We start from the raw sequence: 17,222 nt of genomic DNA, 5'->3' as shown, positions 1-17,222 counted from the left end.
TACCTCATCAAAAATCTTCGGTTCGTATAAACAGCGTATCGACGCTGCGTCAAAAAACTTTAGACCGAAAAGCCGAAAGCCCGGAACGCTGTCAAAACGTTGCCGGGCTTTTTTGCATCGGTCGAAATCAGCTGTTTCGCTGTTGCGCCGTCAGAGCCTCAAACATCGAAGTGATGTTACTGGCCGTGGCCTTCAGCTTGCCGACCAGGGTGTCCATGTCGTTGTACTTCTTGGTCAACGAGGCCGTCAAGGTCTCGACCCGACGATCCAGGGCCGCCTGATCGCTCTTGAGCCGGGTCTGGGTCTTGGTCAGCGCAGAGGTCCGCTGGTCGAGAATGCCGCCGGTCTGGGTGAAGGGTTCGATCGCCTTGCCCATGCGCTCCAGCAAACCGTTGGTACCGGTGAACATCGTCTGGACTTCACCGCTGAGCTTCTTGTCATTCATGGCCGTGTTGAACTTGGTGGTATCGAAGTTCAACGCGCCCGTCTTCTGGTCGGTGGTAATACCCAGCTGGGCCAGCACTGTGAGCTTGTCGCCAGCGCCCGTCTGGGACAACGGTTCGCGGATCGTCGCCAGGAGCGAGCGAGGCAAAGAGTCACCGGTGAGCTTGGCCGGTATCGTCGGATTACCATCATCGTCCAGGGACGGCTTGGTCAGCGCAGTGACGCTGTTGGCGACCGCGTTGTAGGCGTCGACAAATTTCTGGATCGAGGCTTTCAGGCCATCATTGTTCGGCGCAACGGTAACGGTTGACGTTCCGTCTCCTGGCACTCCGACCAGATTCAGGGTCAGTCCGGAAATCGCCGTGCTCACGGTATTGCTTGCGCTGGTCAGCTTCATGCCGTCGACGGAAAACACGGCATCTTGGGCCAAGGCACCGATAGCGCCCGCCGAAGTGGCCGTCAGCGCAGCACCGTTGGCACCCACGACGTTGCTCCCGTCGATCTCCAGCCCGGCGATACCGCTGACCGAAATGTCGGAACCTGCGCCAGTGGTGGTGGAACCCAGCACCAGCCGCGAACCGAAGGAGTCGGTCACGATGTTGGCGCTCAAACCGGCGGCCTTCATGGACGAGTCGGCGTTGATCGCGTCACGCACCGATTGCAGGGTCGAACCATCCGGCACGTTGAGGTTGTAGTTGACCCCCTTCTGCGCGATGGTCAGCGTGCCGGAAGGGATCGCACTGGTCGTACCGCCGGCGAAAGCCGCCGAGGTGACCTTGGACGCCGTGGCGAGGTTGGTGACCTTGATGGCGTAAGTGCCGTTCACGGCCGTGTTGCTGGCGGTAGCCGTGAGGACACCGGGGACGGAAGAGGTTGCGGCGAAACCCGCGAATTGCGGGTTCTTGGTGTTGCCCAAGTCCTTCATGGCGGTGTTGAAGGCTGCCAGCAACGACTTCAGGGTTCCGACCCCCGAGATACTGTTGCTAGTCGTGGTGGTGGCTCGGGTGATCTGACCTTGCTTGGCAGCCTTGTCGGAATCGACCAGCGCCTTGACGATCTCAGTCGTATTAAGGCCAGAACCCAGCCCCAGGCCAGGTAGAATTGGACTTGCCATGAGGAACTCCCTTCAGTGTGTCGCCGGCCTTTTGACCCCTACAACGCCCAAAAGTACATAGCAACGAAATTCGTGCCGATTGTCAGGCTTCAGCGCTGAACAACAAGCTGTTTGCATCATTCAAACTGTTCGCCAGTTTCAGAACTTCTTCGTTCGGGATCTGGCGAATCACTTCACCGGAACCGCTGGCGATGACTTTGACCACTACTTTGCCTGAAGGCTCATCAATAGAGAACTCCAGATTACGCTTGACCGACTGGACGAACTTCTCGATTTCCTGAACGGCCTTCTTGAGTTTGTCTTGCTCGGCAGCAGCGTCCTTGGGAGTTTCCTTGACCGGTGCCACGGAAACAACATCGGCTTGAGGCTTCTCCACTGGCTTGTCGGCCACTGTAGGCGTCGGCTTCGCCGCTGGATAAGACAAGTTCAGCTTCACGCTCATATCCATGTCCATCACCTCTTGAACGGAAAAAGCGAGAGAGCACGCATGCGCACTCCCCCGCTAAAACTCATCCAGCTATTACTGAAGCAGCTTCAGTACAGCGGATGGCAGTTGGTTGGCCTGGGCCAGAACCGAAGTCGACGCTTGCTGCAGAGTCTGCTGCTTGGTCAGTTGTGCAGTTTCAGCAGCGAAGTCGGTATCTTGTACGCGACCCAGTGCAGCACTGGCGTTTTCGTTGATGTTCTGCAGGTTGGAGATGGTGCTGGCGAAACGGTTCTGAGCAGCACCGAGGTCGGCACGAGCACTGTTGATGGTGTCGATCGCGCTGGTGATTGCGTCCATTGCGGCCGAGAAGTTGGTTTCAGCAGTAGCGCTGTCGGAACCAACGATGGTGATGGCCGAGTCAACACCCAGGGCCGCGGCGTCGAAGCTGGCGCTCAGGGTCAGGGAGATCTGGTTGTCGGAACCGGTGTTCGAACCAACCTGGAAGGTCATGGTGCTAGCAGTACCGTCGAGCAGGTTCTTGCCGTTCAGGTTGGTGCTGTTGGCGATACGGGTCAGTTCGTCGCTCATCTGCGAGAACTCTTTGTTCAGAGCGATACGGTCATCTGCGCTGTTGCTATCGTTACGGGACTGGATGGCCAGTTCACGCATACGCTGCAGAATGTTGGTTTGCTCTTGCATCGCGCCTTCAGCAGTCTGCGCCATGGAGATACCGTCGTTGGCGTTTTTGATTGCCATGGTCTGACCGCGGATTTGCGAGGTCATACGGGTAGCGATCTGCAGGCCGGCGGCGTCGTCTTTGGCGCTGTTGATTTTCAGGCCGGAAGACAGACGAGTCATCGAAGTGGAGAGAGCGTCGGAAGCACGGTTCAAGTTCTTCTGAACGTTCAGCGAAGTAGTGTTGGTGTTTACTGTTAAAGCCATGACGAATTCCTCGTTGGTTGGGTACTGCGGCTTCCGGCCCTTTGGCAACCGCCGGGGTGTGGCCTAGAGAACCTTCGTAATAGTTATCGTCGGGTTGGGAACTTGCTTGAGGGCTTTTTTCAAAAAATTTGCTAGCAGACTGCCACCCCTTGATAAACAAGGGCTTAGCGTGGAGCGAAGCGCTGAAAAATGGCGTCAAAAACCTGATCCATGAAATCGCAGGCAAAAAAATGGGAGCGGGCTTGCTCGCGAAGGCGCTGGATCAGCTTGTATCTGTGCTGAAGTACCGACGCCTTCGCGGGCAAGCCCGCTCCCATATTTATGTTCCGCTGTGAATCAGTCGCGATAGAGAATCGCCGATCCCCACGACAGGCCCACGCCGAAACCGCTGATCGCCACGCGCTTCCAGTCGGCATCCAGCACGTGCTTTTCCAGCAGCAGCGGAATGCTCGACGACACGGTGTTGCCGGTCTCGACCATGTCCTTGATGAACTTCTCGGGCTCACCCTCGAAACGGCGCGCCACGGCATCGACGATCGCCGCGCTGCCCTGGTGGATGCAGAAGGCATCGATGTCGCTGGCTTGCAGCGAGGATTCATCGAGCAGCTCATGCAAATGGGCCGGCACCTTCAACAAGGCAAAATTGAACACCTGGCGGCCGTTCATGAAAAACACCCCGTCGCTGACCTTCAAGTGCGGCGCGCCGGAGCCGTCGGTGCCGAACTTGGACTTGCCCAGCTGCCAGTTGGCCCCTTCGGCCATCCAGGTGGCCGTGGCGGCATCGCCGAACAGCATGGTGGTATTGCGGTCTTCAGGGTCGACGATCTTCGAATAAGGGTCAGCCGTCACCAACAGGCCATTCTTCAGCCCAGCGGCCTCCATGAAGCCTTTGAGAGCGTAGATACCGTAGACATAGCCCGAGCAGCCTAGCGAGATATCGAATGCCGCCACGTGGGTCGGCAGTCCCAGCTTGTCCTGCACGATGGCCGCGGTATGGGGCAGCCCTTCTTCGTCACCGTTCTGGGTGACCACGATCAGCGCGTCGATGGACTCGCGCGACAGCTGCGGGTTGTTGGCGAACAAGGCGTTCACGGCTTCGACACACAGGTCCGAGGTTTCCTGGTCGGCATCTTTGCGCGGCAGGAACGCCGAACCGATCTTGCCAAGGATGAACTCCTCATCCTTCTCGAATTTGGCACCCTGAGCGTAGTTATCCACGCCAGCGGTCGGCACGTAACTCGCTATGCTTTTTATGCCAATCATCATGGCTTCCCGATCATAAACTGCGACTAGGTTCCACCCCCAAAAGCTCAGGGGCGCTTCAAAATGGTTGATTTCCAAGGGCGCAGGCCATTGCCAGGCAAACGAACGGGCCTCCACTCCGCGGAATACAATACAGTGAAGATGCACTTTATGACCTATGCGTCACGCCGTTTTGTCCCGCAGAGGCATTTTTTCATGACAAACGAAGCCGTGTCATTGCCCGCGTCCGTCAGAGACTGCGGGCAGGCATCGGGTGATAGGTGGGATAGTTCGGCAAGCGTGCCGGCAGGTTCGCCCTGCCGGCACTGAGCAGCGAGGTCAGGCGGCAGGCTCGTCCAGCAGGTCGGTCCACGGTACGTTGCGCACCGGTCCCAGGGCGAAACCCGCACCTTGCAGCGACAGGTTGGCGTTGTAGAAGCGATCCTGAGCGAACGCCCCGGACCACTTGCCACGCAGCGCCGCAAGCGCCTCGGGCGTACTGGCCAGCACGCCGGACTGAATCACCTGCACATGGGGCGTCCAGACCGTCAGGTAACCCGCCTGGCCCACCCTGAGGCACAGGTCGACATCCCCCAGGGCCTCGTCGAACAGTCCGCTGTCGATGCCGTCGGCCGCGTTGAACAACTGCCGGGAAATCATCAGGCAGGCGAACGACACCGCCGAACAGTTCTGCTCGACCACCAACCTGTTCATGTAGCCCTTGGCGGTCTTCGACTCGCCGATGAAAGGCGAGCCCACCTCGTCATTCAAGCCCAGGATCAAGCCAGCCTGGCTGATACGCCCATCGCGCTCGATCAGCCTGGCGCCGACCACACCGACTTCCGGACGCAAGGCCTGGTTGAGCAACGACTCGATCCAGTTGACGTTGAGCACCTCGCTGTCGGCCGCCAGGGTCACCAGATAGTCACCCTTGGCCTCCTGGCTGACAGCGTTGATCAACGACCCTGTCGCAACGCCGGGTTCGATCTCCAGCAACCGCACTCGACTGGCCTGATGCCCCTGGCCACCGAGCCAGGTGCGCAGCGTCGCGTGCTCGGTCGCCACGAGTGGGACCAACACCTCGTAGCGCTGATACCGGGTGCGTTGCAGCACGCTGAGCAGGCAGCGCTGCAGCGGCGTCAGGTCGGTGATGCCATGGACGATGATCGACACCATCGGACGCTCGGCAAAGCGGTAGTCGATCTTGTGTGTCCCCGGCACCGACGCGCTCACATCGGCTTGATAACCACGCACCGCCAGGTGACGCAGCAATGTCTTGCGTTCATCGGCGTTGTCTTCCACCGCCGGCGCCTGGCAGGTCAGCAAAGGCTCATCCAGGTGGGCAAGCCCTTCCAGGCCGTCCTGCTCGATCAAACGCAACAGCAGGTCGAATTCCATCGCTTGCTTGAACTCGCGGGAATAGCCGCCGAGCCTCACCAACGTGTCGCGACGTACCAGCCAATGACGAGCCATCAAGGCCGGGGCGTTCAGCAGCAAGTCGAGGTTGAACCCTGGCCGGAACACATCGGCCAGCGTCCCGTCGGGCTGACGTTGGAACTCATCCATTGCCACAGCCTGGCACTGTGGAGCGCCCAGCAATTCCAAACCCGCGCGGAACAGGCCGCCCGGCGTCAGTTCATCACCGGCCTCGGCCATGACCATCCAATCGCAATCGCTTTGGCTGACCACCTGGTTGATCTTGTCGACGTAGTTGCTTTCGTTGACCTTGACGAAATGCAGGACATTCTTTGACGTGGTCTCGGCCGGCAGATCGCCGGTGGTAAACACAACAATCTTGAACGCCCGGCAATAGCCATTGATGACGCTGTCGAACGTTGCCTGCATTTTGAAGATGTCGGCTTCCAGGTCCAGGATCAAAATGCCGAACGACGGACCACCGTTGCGAGCGGCCAGGTACTTGGAGACTTTCCGGGCGTCACTGGCGCTCGGTTCGCGCGCTTCGAGCCAAGCCAGCAATTGGCCGGAGCGCGTGGTGTCGAACAGCCTCGCGGTATTTTCAAACGCCGCCGCCTTGAGCCGTTGGTCCCAGGCCTGGAGCATTTGCACGTAGCGCTTGTCACCCTTGGCCTGCATGAGTTCGAGCAGTTGCTCGATCAGGTCCTGGTTGAACGCATAGCTCAGGAAAGCCCTCGCCAGTTGTTCATCAAGCGGCTCGGCGCTGGCATTGCGCTGGGGGCGAGACAGCTCCTTCTGCTTGAGCATGACCGCTTCCAGCTCCCTCAACTGCACCTGCCCGCTTGGCGCCGCATGAAGCAGGAATTCCAGGTCGGTGAGCTCGTCAAAGAACGCCCGGTTATAGAAAGGCATCTCAACGTATTGCGTCGGTTCGAACCGGCGAACCGGTTCGCCACGCCGCGAATCCCAGCAAGACTCCAACAGCTTGCCGGACTGCGGCACCGCGCGCTCGGCCAGTTTCTTCACGATGGTCTTGGCGTGCTCGCGCGTCGAGGCTCCCGCACCCAATGCGCCAGCCAACGTCGTGGCCAGGCGTTCCTGTTCGGCGGTCGCGCGCAAGTCCTGGGAACCCGGCACTGCGGACGGGCTTCGCGGCGGCGCCACGCGACCGCGTTCATGCACACCGTACGGAATGTCCAGCAAGCGCACCGAGGCTTCGCTCACCACACCATAGGAATGGCCGGCTTCCTGCAATCGTGACTCAAAACCGGTGGGCAGCGACGCGTAGCTGCGCCGCAGGGTTTCAGTGCGCACGAGGGCATTGGCCAGCGACGGGCAATCTTCGGCAAACGCGGCCAGTCGCGCTTCGGCCGATGCACCGTGGTAGTCGTCACTGCTCTTGCGATCGAGCAGGTAGTAGTCGACACGATCAGCGTGGGCCTCGAACGCCAGGCTGTAGCCCTGGCAGGCACTGTAGTCGGGGTGTGCTTCAAGGAACTGCAACGCCTGCTCGAGCGCCTGGGGCAGCAGGAAGTCCTCGGCATCGGCAACTGCCAGGTAAGGCGTGGCGACGCGCTCGACAGCCTGGCGAACCTTGTCGCCGAAACCAATGGCCGTGGGTGCGTGCAGGTATTGCACGCCTGGGAACGCTGCCGTGATGTCGCCGCCGGATTGGCTGGACGAGTCGATGACCAGCACGGCGAATGAACCGTTGCGGTAGTGGTGCAACGCCCGCCGCAGGGCAGTCGACTGGTCGTGAGCGAGCAGCACCAGGGTCAACCGTTCATTCAACGGCGCAGACGATCCTGTTGGGACATTGCTTTGCATATTCATTCCTTAACGAGTGGGTGACCGCATCAGCGACACCGGGAGTTTCAAGGTTGAAACCCATCAATCCGGCAGCCAGCCGTTGGCCCAGTACTGCAGGTTATCGCCGCGCAAGATAAAGTCGCGCAGCACCACTTCACGTAATTCGTCGCCCATCCGGTAACTGGCAATCGGGTCTGCCAGGTGCATGCGGATCGCCTCCAGCCATTCTTCGCTGCTGTTGGTGAGAATCCGCGTACAAGGCAAATGCCCCCGGTAAGCTTCGGTATCCGAGCAAATGACCGGATAGCCGCACGCACCGTACTCCAGCAGGCGAAGGTTGCTCTTGCAGTCATTGAAAACATGAAACTCAAGCGGCGCCAGGGCCAGGTCAAGGTTCAGGCTGGCAAGCTTCGCCGGATACGCCGCCAGGCTCACGCCAGGATGAAACTCATGGATATAGGGCTTGAGCAGATCCGGGCACATGCCGAAGAAAACCCATTCGACTTCGTCAGCCAGTTCACGCACGACATCTGCAATGAGCTCCAGGTCGCCACGATGGCTGGTGCCGCCGCCCCAACCGATACGCGGCTTGCTGGAGGTGGCACGCAGGCTTCTGAGCTGGTGCCACAGGCCGGCCGCCAACATGTTCGGCACCACGCGAATATCGTGGTGCATGCTGGACAAGACGTCCGCCAGCGGATGGGTGGAAACCACCACCCGATCACACTGGGCGATTCCCCGGCGCAGCAAGTCTTCGAGGTTGTCAGGCATATTGCGACGGTGTTCGTTTTTTTCCGGGACGTTGGCGATGTAGTCATCCAATTCGTAGATGCGCATGGCCTTGGAGTAATTCTTGACCTGAGCGATGTCCTTGAACTTACCCACGTTATAGCGACCTTGAAGCACGATCACATCGGGTGACTGACGCTCGATATCGATGATCGAGGGCGTATCGTAGGCAACACGTCCCACGATCCGCCCTGCCGCTTCCAGTTCGAACAACGGCTGGCTGACCCGGTAGTGCCCCACCGCCGAGGTATTGACCGCCATCCCCAGGATCGAAGGCACGTTGCGGGTAATCAACGGATTCCAGCCGGTGCGGGGGCCGGGTTCGAGGCTGAAGCTTTTCCCGGTCAGGGTCAGGTTACGGTTGTAGGCAGGATCATTGGCGATCCTGGGCAACCAGCGCTGATAGAACGCCTCCTGTTCGAGCTCCAACCGCTGCTTCCAGGAGGCATCGCGACTGGCTTCCACGCCAGACGCCAGCACCACGTCGCTGTAAGGGGTGGTGACGATCAGGTAACCGTTTTTCCCGACCTGCTGGCACAGTTCCAGGGCGTTGATGCGCTGCGTCGTGATCGACTCATCGAACCCACCGGTCTCCTCCAGCACCTGCTTGCGCACCAACAGGCAGTGATCACCGACAGCGCTCCAGTTCTGCACGGTCTGCAAGCGTTGCATATAGCCGCCTGACGTGACCGACTCGTTGACAAAGGCCCTGCCCGCCAGGCCACCGAGCCCCATGATCATGCCGGAGTCGATGACCCGCCCTTGCTGGTTGAGTGTGCGGGGCCCGACGATGCCAACCTCGGGACGCTGCCCATGATTGAGCAGCTCGTCCAGCCAGGCGGCTTCCAGCACGATGCAATTGGGGTTGAGCAACAACAGGTATTCACCGCGGGCCTGCTGCACGGCGAAGTTGCGGATAACGGCTTCGTTGTCGCTTCCCGGGTGGGTGAATATTCGCAGGGTGTCGCTGCCCAATTCGGCCATTGCCCGCAACCAATGCTGCAGCTCGGCGTTCTCGCTGGCGTTATCGACGATGATGATTTCGTAGTGCGGATACGTGGTCGTGCTGATCAGGCTGTTGACGCAGCGCTCCAGCGCGCCCAGGTCATCCTTGACGCTGATGACGATCGACACCAGCGGCCGCTCGTCGAACAGATATTCGATGCGCGGGATCAACGCCAGGAGCGGCCCCGGATGCAACCGGTGCGGTACGCCGATGCGCTGCAGGTGAGCGCCGACCAGCCGGGCGTTCTGCTCGATGACCTCGGGCAGCGAGAGCCATTGGGCGAACGAGAACATCGACTCGACCTGGACCTCGGGAATATGCCCAATGACTTGCGGCCCGTCCGTTTCCACCAGTCGCCAGACCAGGTCATGGGGGGCCAACTCGCCCAGGCTCGGATCGAACCCACCCGAGGCCAGGAATCGCTCGCGCTCGAACGCCAGTGTCCGACCGACATAGGGATAGCCGCGCATGAGGTCGACGTTGAAGTCGGGCTTGAAGATCGGCTCGGCCGATTTTTCATCCACCAGCGCGCCTTCATCGCTGTAGAGACAGACCGCACCCGGCGAACCGACAATCCGGTCGGCCATTATCAACAGCGCCGATTCGGTCAGGCGATCGCCGGCCTGCAGCAGGTAGAACCAGTCGGCACCGTCCAGCTGGGGCAGCAAGCCATTGAGCTGCTGCGCCCAATCTGCTTGCAGCCCAAGGCGCAGGACATGGTTGTCCAGTGACTGGCGACCATTGGACAACACCAGCACCGATTCGCAGGCATAGGCCTGGGCAGCAATACTCTGCAGGGTAATCCCCAGCGCATAGGCATCGTCCTGCGCGTCGATGATGACGGGGACGATCCTCGGACGATAGGCCCAGCGGGCGATCTGTCGAGACAGGACTTGCTTGCGCAATGGGCTGAAACGCCGGCACTCCAGCCACTGCACGTAGAGGTCTGCGTAGCTTTCGATGTCCGTACCGACTTGCGAACCGATAACGCCCTGCCGGGTCGCAATGATCGAGTAGACGTTGACCTCCTCCCACTCCGGCGCCCCCGGCTCCTTGGGCTGTCCCAACGTCTGGTAACGCACCCAGCCACTGGCGGGCGCCGGCTCGCCACTGCGCTGGGCGAGCATTTCCTTGAGCCAGCTCAGTTCCACCGTGGCCGCATCGAGCATCTTGGGCTGACGCCCCAGGCGATCCGGATGCAACCGCTGGCCGCTGCCCTCGGCATAAAGCTGGACCAGGTTGCCCCGGCGCAACAGGCAGATGAACAAGGCAAAGTCGAGGACAGCCTCGAAGCCTTCACCGGCCCGCGCCAACGCGGGTAGCAAGGCCTCGGCATCGGTGCGGCGCATCAATGCGCCACTGAAGCCGCCGAGAATATTGCGGGTGGTTTTTTCGAAATACGCCAGCATGTCAGTGCCGTTGAACAGCGCATCGAACTGGGTGATGCCGGTGTTTTCCAAGCGGATCGGCAAGGCGTAATTGTCGGCATCGATCAGGTGATGCTTGCTCACCACCAACGACACTTGCGCATGCTCCTGCAGCATCGCCGCCTGCTGGCTGACGCAGAGCGGCAACAACTGGTCGTCATCGCACAGGAACTTGATGAATTCGCCCCGGGATTCTTCAAGGCAGCGCAACAGGTTCTGCTGGAATCCCAGGCGCTGCGGATTAAGCAGGTAGCGCACTGAGACGTTGGAACCCGCGCCAAGGGTCTGGACAATCTGCTCGATTTCATCGGTGCGACAGTCGTCGCAGATGACAATCTCCAGGTTCTCGTAGGTCTGGTCGAGCGCACTTTGCAAAGCGAGAGTGAAAAAGCGTGGGTTGAACGCGGGGATGGCAATACTGACAAGAGGAGCTGATTTCACACGCATGGCTCTCAACCGGCGGGCGTCAACTCAGGCGAGAGCAGGACGTCCTGAATCGTATAAGGAGCGAGTCAGGGACCGCGTTGGCGTCACGGTCCCTGCCCCGGATCAGATTTTGTTGAACAGACCCAATTGAGCGATCTTGCTGAACGCCAACTGCGATGCCTGCAGCATAGTCTGCTGCAAGGTCAGGCGAGTCATCACCTCGGCCGGGTCGGAATCACGAATCGCCGACTGGGTCTGGGAGTTGGCCAGGACAAAGCTCTGGTTGGTGTCGCTCTGGGTGTCGAGGGACTGGCCACGACCACCGACCGAACTCAACGCGCTGGTCAACTGGTCAGTGCCGCTGGCCAGGTTACCCATGGCCGAAGCCAGCGCCGCGTTCAGTTTCTGGCCGGCGATGTTGTTGCCATCGACGGGCGTTTCCAATGCCGAGCGCAACTGGTTCACGGTGTCCAGGATGTTTTGCGTCTCGTGGGTGTTGACCGCGATGCTGAACTGATCGTTGGCGGCCGGGGCACCGTTGAGCGTGAAGCTCACGCCGGAGGCGGTCGCGACGTTGCCTGCCAGGGTGCCGCTGGATACCGGCTTGCTGTCGGCGGTCAGTGGCGCGGCGTACAGGTCGAAATCCGTGGCACTGGTGAACTTCATCACGGCCGACCCCGACGGGAAACTGGCGTGGTAGGCCACCGGGTCGGTGATGGTGCTGCCGGTGATCTGGGTCGTCGTGGTGTTGCCCGGGCTGCGGGCCGGCGTGAAGCTGTCGGGCTTGGCCGCCAGGGTGAAGGTATGGCCAGGCAGCACCGTGCCTGCCGCGTCGCCCGTATGAAGGTTGACGTTCAAGGTCAGGTCGACACCACGAAAGCTCACGGTCTGCCCGGCCTGGGTGTTGGGGTTGATGACGCCGCCTTTGCTGGCTTCAGCCGTCACGTCGTTGCCGCTCGAATCGGTGATTTTCAACTGGGTGCCGCTGGCGAACTCCACGGTGTAGGGTTCGCCGCTGCGGAACTGGCTGTTGTAGGTCACGGCGGACGAGACCTGGCCGTTGGTCAACACCACGCGACCGTCATCCACCGCTGGCGCAGTCATGGTGACCTGGCTGCGGCTGGTGTTGACGGCTTGCTGGAAGGCTTCCCAGCCGGTGCTGTTGGTGGCCATGGACATGGTGTCGCCGATCGGCAGGTCCAGGGTGACCTGGTCGCCGTTGTAGCTGTAGGTGCCGTCGTCGTTGCGGGTGAACGGTACGACGTCGCCCTTGGAGCCGGCAAAGATGTACTTGCCGTTCTCGTCCTTGGTGTTCATCAGGCTCAGCAGTTGCTCTTCGATCGACCCCAATTCCGAGGCCACCGCCTTGCGGTCGGAGTCGGTGTAGGCGGCGTTGCCGGCGCTGACGGCCAATTCCTTGGCACGTTGCAGCACGTTGCCGATGCTGGTCATGACCGCTTCGGTGGTGCCCAGGGTCGCCTTGATCGTGGTGACGTTCGCTTCGTATTGCGAAAGCATCGACGCCTGGTTGCCCAGTTGCAGCAGACGCGAAGCGCCCACCGGATCATCGGCGGCCGTGTTCACCCGTACCAGGCTGCTGGCCTCTTCGCTGGTCTTGACCACATTGGCGAAGTTCTTCTGGTAGTTCGCAGCCGTGCTTTCGTAAAACTGAGAGGTAGAAATGCGCATGGGCTACGGCTCCTTAAAGACTGTTGATCAATGTGCTGAAGATTTGTTGCGCAGCCTTGATGATCTGCGAAGACGCGGTGTAGTACTGCTGGAACTTGACCAGGTTGCCGGTCTCTTCGTCCAGGTCCACGCCCGAGAGCGAGTCGCGGGCGCTCTTGGCGTTGTTCAGGATGGCGCCGGTGGCGGCGCTGTCCAGCTTGCCCTGGGCGGCCTTGGCACCGACCCCTTCCACCAGCTTGCCGTAGGCATCGTTCAGGGAAATGCCCTTGCTGCCGGAGTTGGTGTCCACGGTCTTGGCGGTCTGCAAACCGGCCAGGACGGTGCCGTTACGGTTGTCCAGGCTGCCGGCCTGGCTGAGGCTGATGTTGATGCCCGCCCCCTGGGAAGGCGCACCGGCGATGGACATGTCGAACGAGACGGTGCGCTGCACCGGCGGGACGGACGAGTCCATGATCGGGTTGCCGCTGGCGTCCTTGAGCGGAACGCTCAGGCTCAGGGTGTTGCTCTGGCCAGGCTTGATCGTGCCGCTGCTGATCGTGCCGCCCTGGGCATCGAGCAACTGGTAACCCTGGCTCGTGCCATCGGCGGAGGTCGCGCCGAACACCACCTTGACCGGCATCGAGTTCTGGATACCGTTCTGGATGATGCTGGTGGTGGCTTCGTCGTAGATGTCCAGTTTGGTGGTCATCGCCGGCTGGCCACTGGCTGGAATGGTCAGCGTGCCACTGCCGCCCGCCGCGATGGCGGCGCCCAACGGCGCGGCAATCGCCAGCCGCTTGGAATCGGTCATCTCGGTCTTGATGCTGCCCGCCGCATTGCGGGTCGGGGTGATCTTGAACGAGTCGCCGGCGGCCGCGGTGCCGTTGGCGAAGGTCAGCGAGAAGCCATCGACCACCGGTGGCGGCGTGGTCGCGGTGTTGAACGCGCCCATCGAGGTGCCATCGGGCAGGCGCTGGACGGTGTAGTCGCTGCCGCTGGTAAAGGTGATCTTGTAGTCGTTGGTGGTCAGCTTGCCGGTGTCCTCGATGGACACGTTGAAGTTGCCGGCGCCGGCGCTGTTGTTCAGGGCGGCGACGCTGCGCTGGCTCATCTGCGCGGCACTGTTGATGCTGCTGAACAGGTTGGAACCGAAGGCACCGTTCTTGTCGATACCCGAGGCCTGGATGCTGTTCATCTGGTCGGCGACGACCAGCGCCACACGGCCCAGCTCGTTCATGGCCGGGTCGAGCACGGTGCTGCGGTAGCGCATCAGGCCACCGATCTCACCGCCGGTCAGCACCTGGGTCAGGTCCATGGAACTGGAGCCACTGTTGAGCTGGATGCCGATGCGCCCCGGATCGTTCTTGTCCGGCACCGCTTGCAGGGTGTTGGTGATGTTGCCCATCACCAGCGGCTGGCCGGAACCCAGGTAGATATCCAGGCTGTTGCCGTTCTCCACGACCTGGGTGCCGGTGAAGGTCGACAGCTGGCGAATGGCTTCGCCGCGCGAGTCCAACAGGTCATTGGGTGCACCGCCCGAATTGGAGACTTCGGCGATTTTCTTGTTCAACTGGGAAATGGTGGTGGCCAGGCTGTTGATCTGGTCGACCATGTTCGACAGGTTGCCGTTGATGTTGTCGTTCTGCGCGGTCAACTGGCTGGCCACCGAGTTGAAGCGGTTGCTCAGGGCCTGGGCATCGCTGAGCAGCAACTGGCGGGACGCGTCGTCGCCCGGCTTGGCATTGACGTTCTGCACCGAGGCGAAGAACTTGGTCAGAGCGCCGTTCAGGCCTGTGCCGCTGTCGGACAACAGGGAATCGAGCGGCGTGATCTGCCCCTGATAGGCCGCCGCATCGCTGTTGAGCGAGGTGGTGGTCTTGAGCTGTGCTTCGAGGTAGGCGTTATACACCCGACGCACGTCGGCCAGGGTGGTGCCAGAGCCGATGAACACGTTGCCGTACTGGTTCGACGCCTTGGTCGTCTGCACGGTCTGCTGACGCGAATACCCGGCGGTATCGACGTTGGCAATGTTGTTACCCGTGGTCACCAACGCGGTCTGGCTTGTGGACAGACCTGACATCCCTATATTGAGCAAACTCATGGTTCAGACCTTATAACGTCGTGGTGGCGCCTGCCGATGCGTAGTTCTGGTAACTCGTCATCTGCCGGGCTATATGCGAAATCTTGCGGGCGTAGTTCGGGTCGGTGGCATAACCGGCCTTCTGCAACTCGCGTACAAACTGTTCGGGGTTATCGGCCGACTTCAGCACATCTTGATAGCGGCTATTGCTCTGCAGCAGATTGACCAGGTCGTGGAAGCTGTCGCGATAGGATGCATAGGAACGGAACTCGGCCGTCTCCTTGACCATCTCGCCATTGCGAAACTCGCTGGTGATCGCCCGCGCCGAATCGCCTTTCCAGTTCTGGCTCGCCTTGATGCCGAACAGGTTGTGGCTGCTGCTGCCATCGGGCTGGCGCATGACGGATTTGCCCCAACCGGTTTCCAGGGCCGCCTGGGCCACCAGGTAGCGTGGGTCGACACCGATGCGGTCCGCAGCTTCCTTGGCCATCGGCAACATGGCGTTGACGAATTCGTCGGCATCGCGGAAAGCCTTGCGAGCCGGCGCCAATGGCGGCTGCGCGACGGCACGGCCGTAGACCTGCATGTCCGGTTTCGCGTCGGCCGCCTTGAGCGCGGCCAGCCAGTCGCCGTTGCCCAGCTCGCCGGTCGCCGGCTTGACGGCGGCGACCGCACGATCGGGCAGCAGGTTCTGCGCCGGGGCCTCGGCATTGACCGAGGCCGAAGGCACCAGGCCCGCGAGCAGGCGGTCGGCCAGCTTCGGCGGCAGGGCCAGGCGACGCTGGTTGAGCAGTTCCATGTCGTTGCGATGACCACCCTCGGCGCCCTGCGGTGCACTGACGGCCCGCGAGGCCCACAGTGGACGCTGGCCGCTGGTGCGCGACAACGGGCCGTCCGTGGGCAGGGTGCCGGCGGCAACCGGGGTCGGCACGGCCGCCTTGGTCGCCTTGTCCAGCGCCTCTTGCTGCTTGGCCGCCGACAGCGTGGCCGCTTCGCCCGGGGCCAGCGGCTTGTTCTTGGACATCTGGCGCAACAGCACGTCGGCCAGGCCGATACCGCCGCCTTCGCGGGACATGGAAACGGCCAACTGCTGGTCGTACATTTCCTGGTACTGCTTGGCTTCAGGCGTATTCATCGGATTGTCCTTGCCCAGGGCCTCGGTGGCCGAACGCATGGACTTGAGCATTTCGCCGAGGAACAGCGACTCGAATTCCTGCGCCACCTTGCGCAGGTTGCCATCGCTGTTCTTGTCGCCAACCTTGAGTTGGTTCAAGCGGTTCAGGTCCGAGTAGGACGCCGAGTCGCCGCTGGTCAAAGCGCCCTTGCGCATATCCATGGCTCGACCCTCAGATCACGATCAGGTCGGCTTGCAACGCGCCGGCCTGCTTCAAGGCTTCGAGGATCGCCATCAAGTCGCCCGGTGCCGCGCCGACCTGGTTAACCGCCCGGACGATTTCATCCAGGGTGGTGCCCGGGCCGAACTTGAACATCGGCTTGGCTTCCTGCTCGGCATTGACCCGCGACCGCGGCACGACGGCGGTCTGGCCGTTGGACAACGGACCCGGCTGGCTGACGATCGGGTCTTCGGTGATGGTCACGGTCAGGCTGCCGTGAGTCACGGCGGCCGGTGAAACCTTGACGTTCTGGCCGATCACGATGGTACCGGTGCGCGAATTGATGATGACTTTCGCCACGGCCTGGCCCGGATCGACTTCGAGGTTTTCCAGGATCGACAGGTAGTCGACCCGCTGGCTCGGATCCAGCGGCGCAGTGACCCGGATCGAGCCGCCGTCGATGGCCTGGGCCACGCCTGGGCCGAGCATGTCGTTGATCTTGTCGACGATGCGCTTGGCGGTGGTGAAGTCGGAACGGTTGAGGTTCAGCGTCAGGCTGTTGCCCTGGTTGAAACCACTCGGCACCGCACGTTCCACCGACGCACCACCCGGGATGCGACCGGCCGACGGAACATTGACAGTGATCTTCGAACCGTCGCGGCCCTCGGCATCGAAGCCGCCCACCACCAGGTTGCCCTGGGCGATGGCGTAGACGTTGCCGTCGATACCCTTGAGCGGCGTCAGCAGCAAGGTACCGCCGCGCAGGCTCTTGGAGTTACCGATGGACGAAACGGTGATATCCACCTGCTGGCCGGGCTTGGCGAAAGCCGGCAGGTCGGCACTGACCGACACCGCCGCGACGTTCTTCAACTGCACGTTGCCGGAACCGGCCGGCACCTTGATGCCGAACTGCGACAACATGTTGTTGAAGGTCTGCAGCGTGAACGGGGTCTGGGTGGTCTGGTCACCGGTGCCATTGAGGCCCACGACCAGGCCGTAGCCGATCAACTGGTTGGAGCGCACGCCGGAAATGCTGGCGATGTCCTTCAGGCGCTCGGCTTGAGCGGCGAAGGCTGCCGACATCATCAGCGCACCGAG

10 protein-coding genes are annotated in these 17,222 nt (G+C 61.4%); all 10 read right to left on the bottom strand.

Annotated features, from left to right (window positions below):
* Positions 1-127: 127 nt before the first annotated feature.
* The 10 genes from fliD to AD664_RS10615 all read right to left on the bottom strand — a co-directional run bounded on the left by fliD (position 128) and on the right by AD664_RS10615 (position 17,210).
* On the bottom strand, positions 128-1,558 hold the full coding sequence (fliD, locus tag AD664_RS10660) for a flagellar filament capping protein FliD (protein WP_053146460.1): 1,431 nt from the start codon (positions 1,556-1,558) through the stop codon (positions 128-130).
* An 82-nt stretch (positions 1,559-1,640) separates the two neighbouring features.
* Complete coding sequence (locus AD664_RS10655; RefSeq protein WP_047737641.1) at positions 1,641-2,006, bottom strand: flagellar protein FlaG; 366 nt, start codon at positions 2,004-2,006, stop codon at positions 1,641-1,643.
* 72 nt (positions 2,007-2,078) lie between these two features.
* Positions 2,079-2,927 carry a flagellin domain-containing protein gene (locus tag AD664_RS10650; protein ID WP_042729463.1) on the bottom strand — a complete coding sequence of 283 codons (849 nt, stop codon included), beginning with the start codon at positions 2,925-2,927 and terminating at the stop codon, positions 2,079-2,081.
* 336 nt (positions 2,928-3,263) lie between these two features.
* Positions 3,264-4,190: a ketoacyl-ACP synthase III gene (locus tag AD664_RS10645; RefSeq protein ID WP_042729478.1), complete on the bottom strand. Its 927-nt coding sequence runs from the start codon at positions 4,188-4,190 to the stop codon at positions 3,264-3,266.
* A gap of 318 nt (positions 4,191-4,508) precedes the next feature.
* Positions 4,509-7,412 carry a TIGR00180 family glycosyltransferase gene (locus AD664_RS10640; RefSeq protein WP_053146457.1) on the bottom strand — a complete coding sequence of 968 codons (2,904 nt, stop codon included), beginning with the start codon at positions 7,410-7,412 and terminating at the stop codon, positions 4,509-4,511.
* Positions 7,413-7,475: 63 nt separating this feature from the next.
* Complete coding sequence (locus tag AD664_RS10635) at positions 7,476-11,057, bottom strand: glycosyltransferase (RefSeq protein ID WP_053147049.1); 3,582 nt, start codon at positions 11,055-11,057, stop codon at positions 7,476-7,478.
* Positions 11,058-11,165: 108 nt separating this feature from the next.
* Positions 11,166-12,731: a flagellar hook-associated protein 3 gene (locus tag AD664_RS10630; RefSeq protein ID WP_053146453.1), complete on the bottom strand. Its 1,566-nt coding sequence runs from the start codon at positions 12,729-12,731 to the stop codon at positions 11,166-11,168.
* A 13-nt stretch (positions 12,732-12,744) separates the two neighbouring features.
* On the bottom strand, positions 12,745-14,811 hold the full coding sequence (flgK, locus tag AD664_RS10625) for a flagellar hook-associated protein FlgK (protein WP_053146450.1): 2,067 nt from the start codon (positions 14,809-14,811) through the stop codon (positions 12,745-12,747).
* 10 nt (positions 14,812-14,821) lie between these two features.
* Positions 14,822-16,126 carry a flagellar assembly peptidoglycan hydrolase FlgJ gene (gene flgJ, locus AD664_RS10620; RefSeq protein ID WP_042729467.1) on the bottom strand — a complete coding sequence of 435 codons (1,305 nt, stop codon included), beginning with the start codon at positions 16,124-16,126 and terminating at the stop codon, positions 14,822-14,824.
* 10 nt (positions 16,127-16,136) lie between these two features.
* Positions 16,137-17,210, bottom strand: a complete 1,074-nt coding sequence (locus AD664_RS10615; RefSeq protein ID WP_161796106.1) for a flagellar basal body P-ring protein FlgI — start codon at positions 17,208-17,210, stop codon at positions 16,137-16,139.
* Positions 17,211-17,222: the final 12 nt, after the last annotated feature.

This window comes from Pseudomonas sp. P97.38 (assembly GCF_001269745.1).
Classification (GTDB): Bacteria; Pseudomonadota; Gammaproteobacteria; order Pseudomonadales; family Pseudomonadaceae; genus Aquipseudomonas; species Aquipseudomonas chlororaphis_E.
The sequence above is the reverse complement of the archived record's forward strand: the minus strand, read 5'-3'. Positions and strand labels throughout refer to the sequence as shown.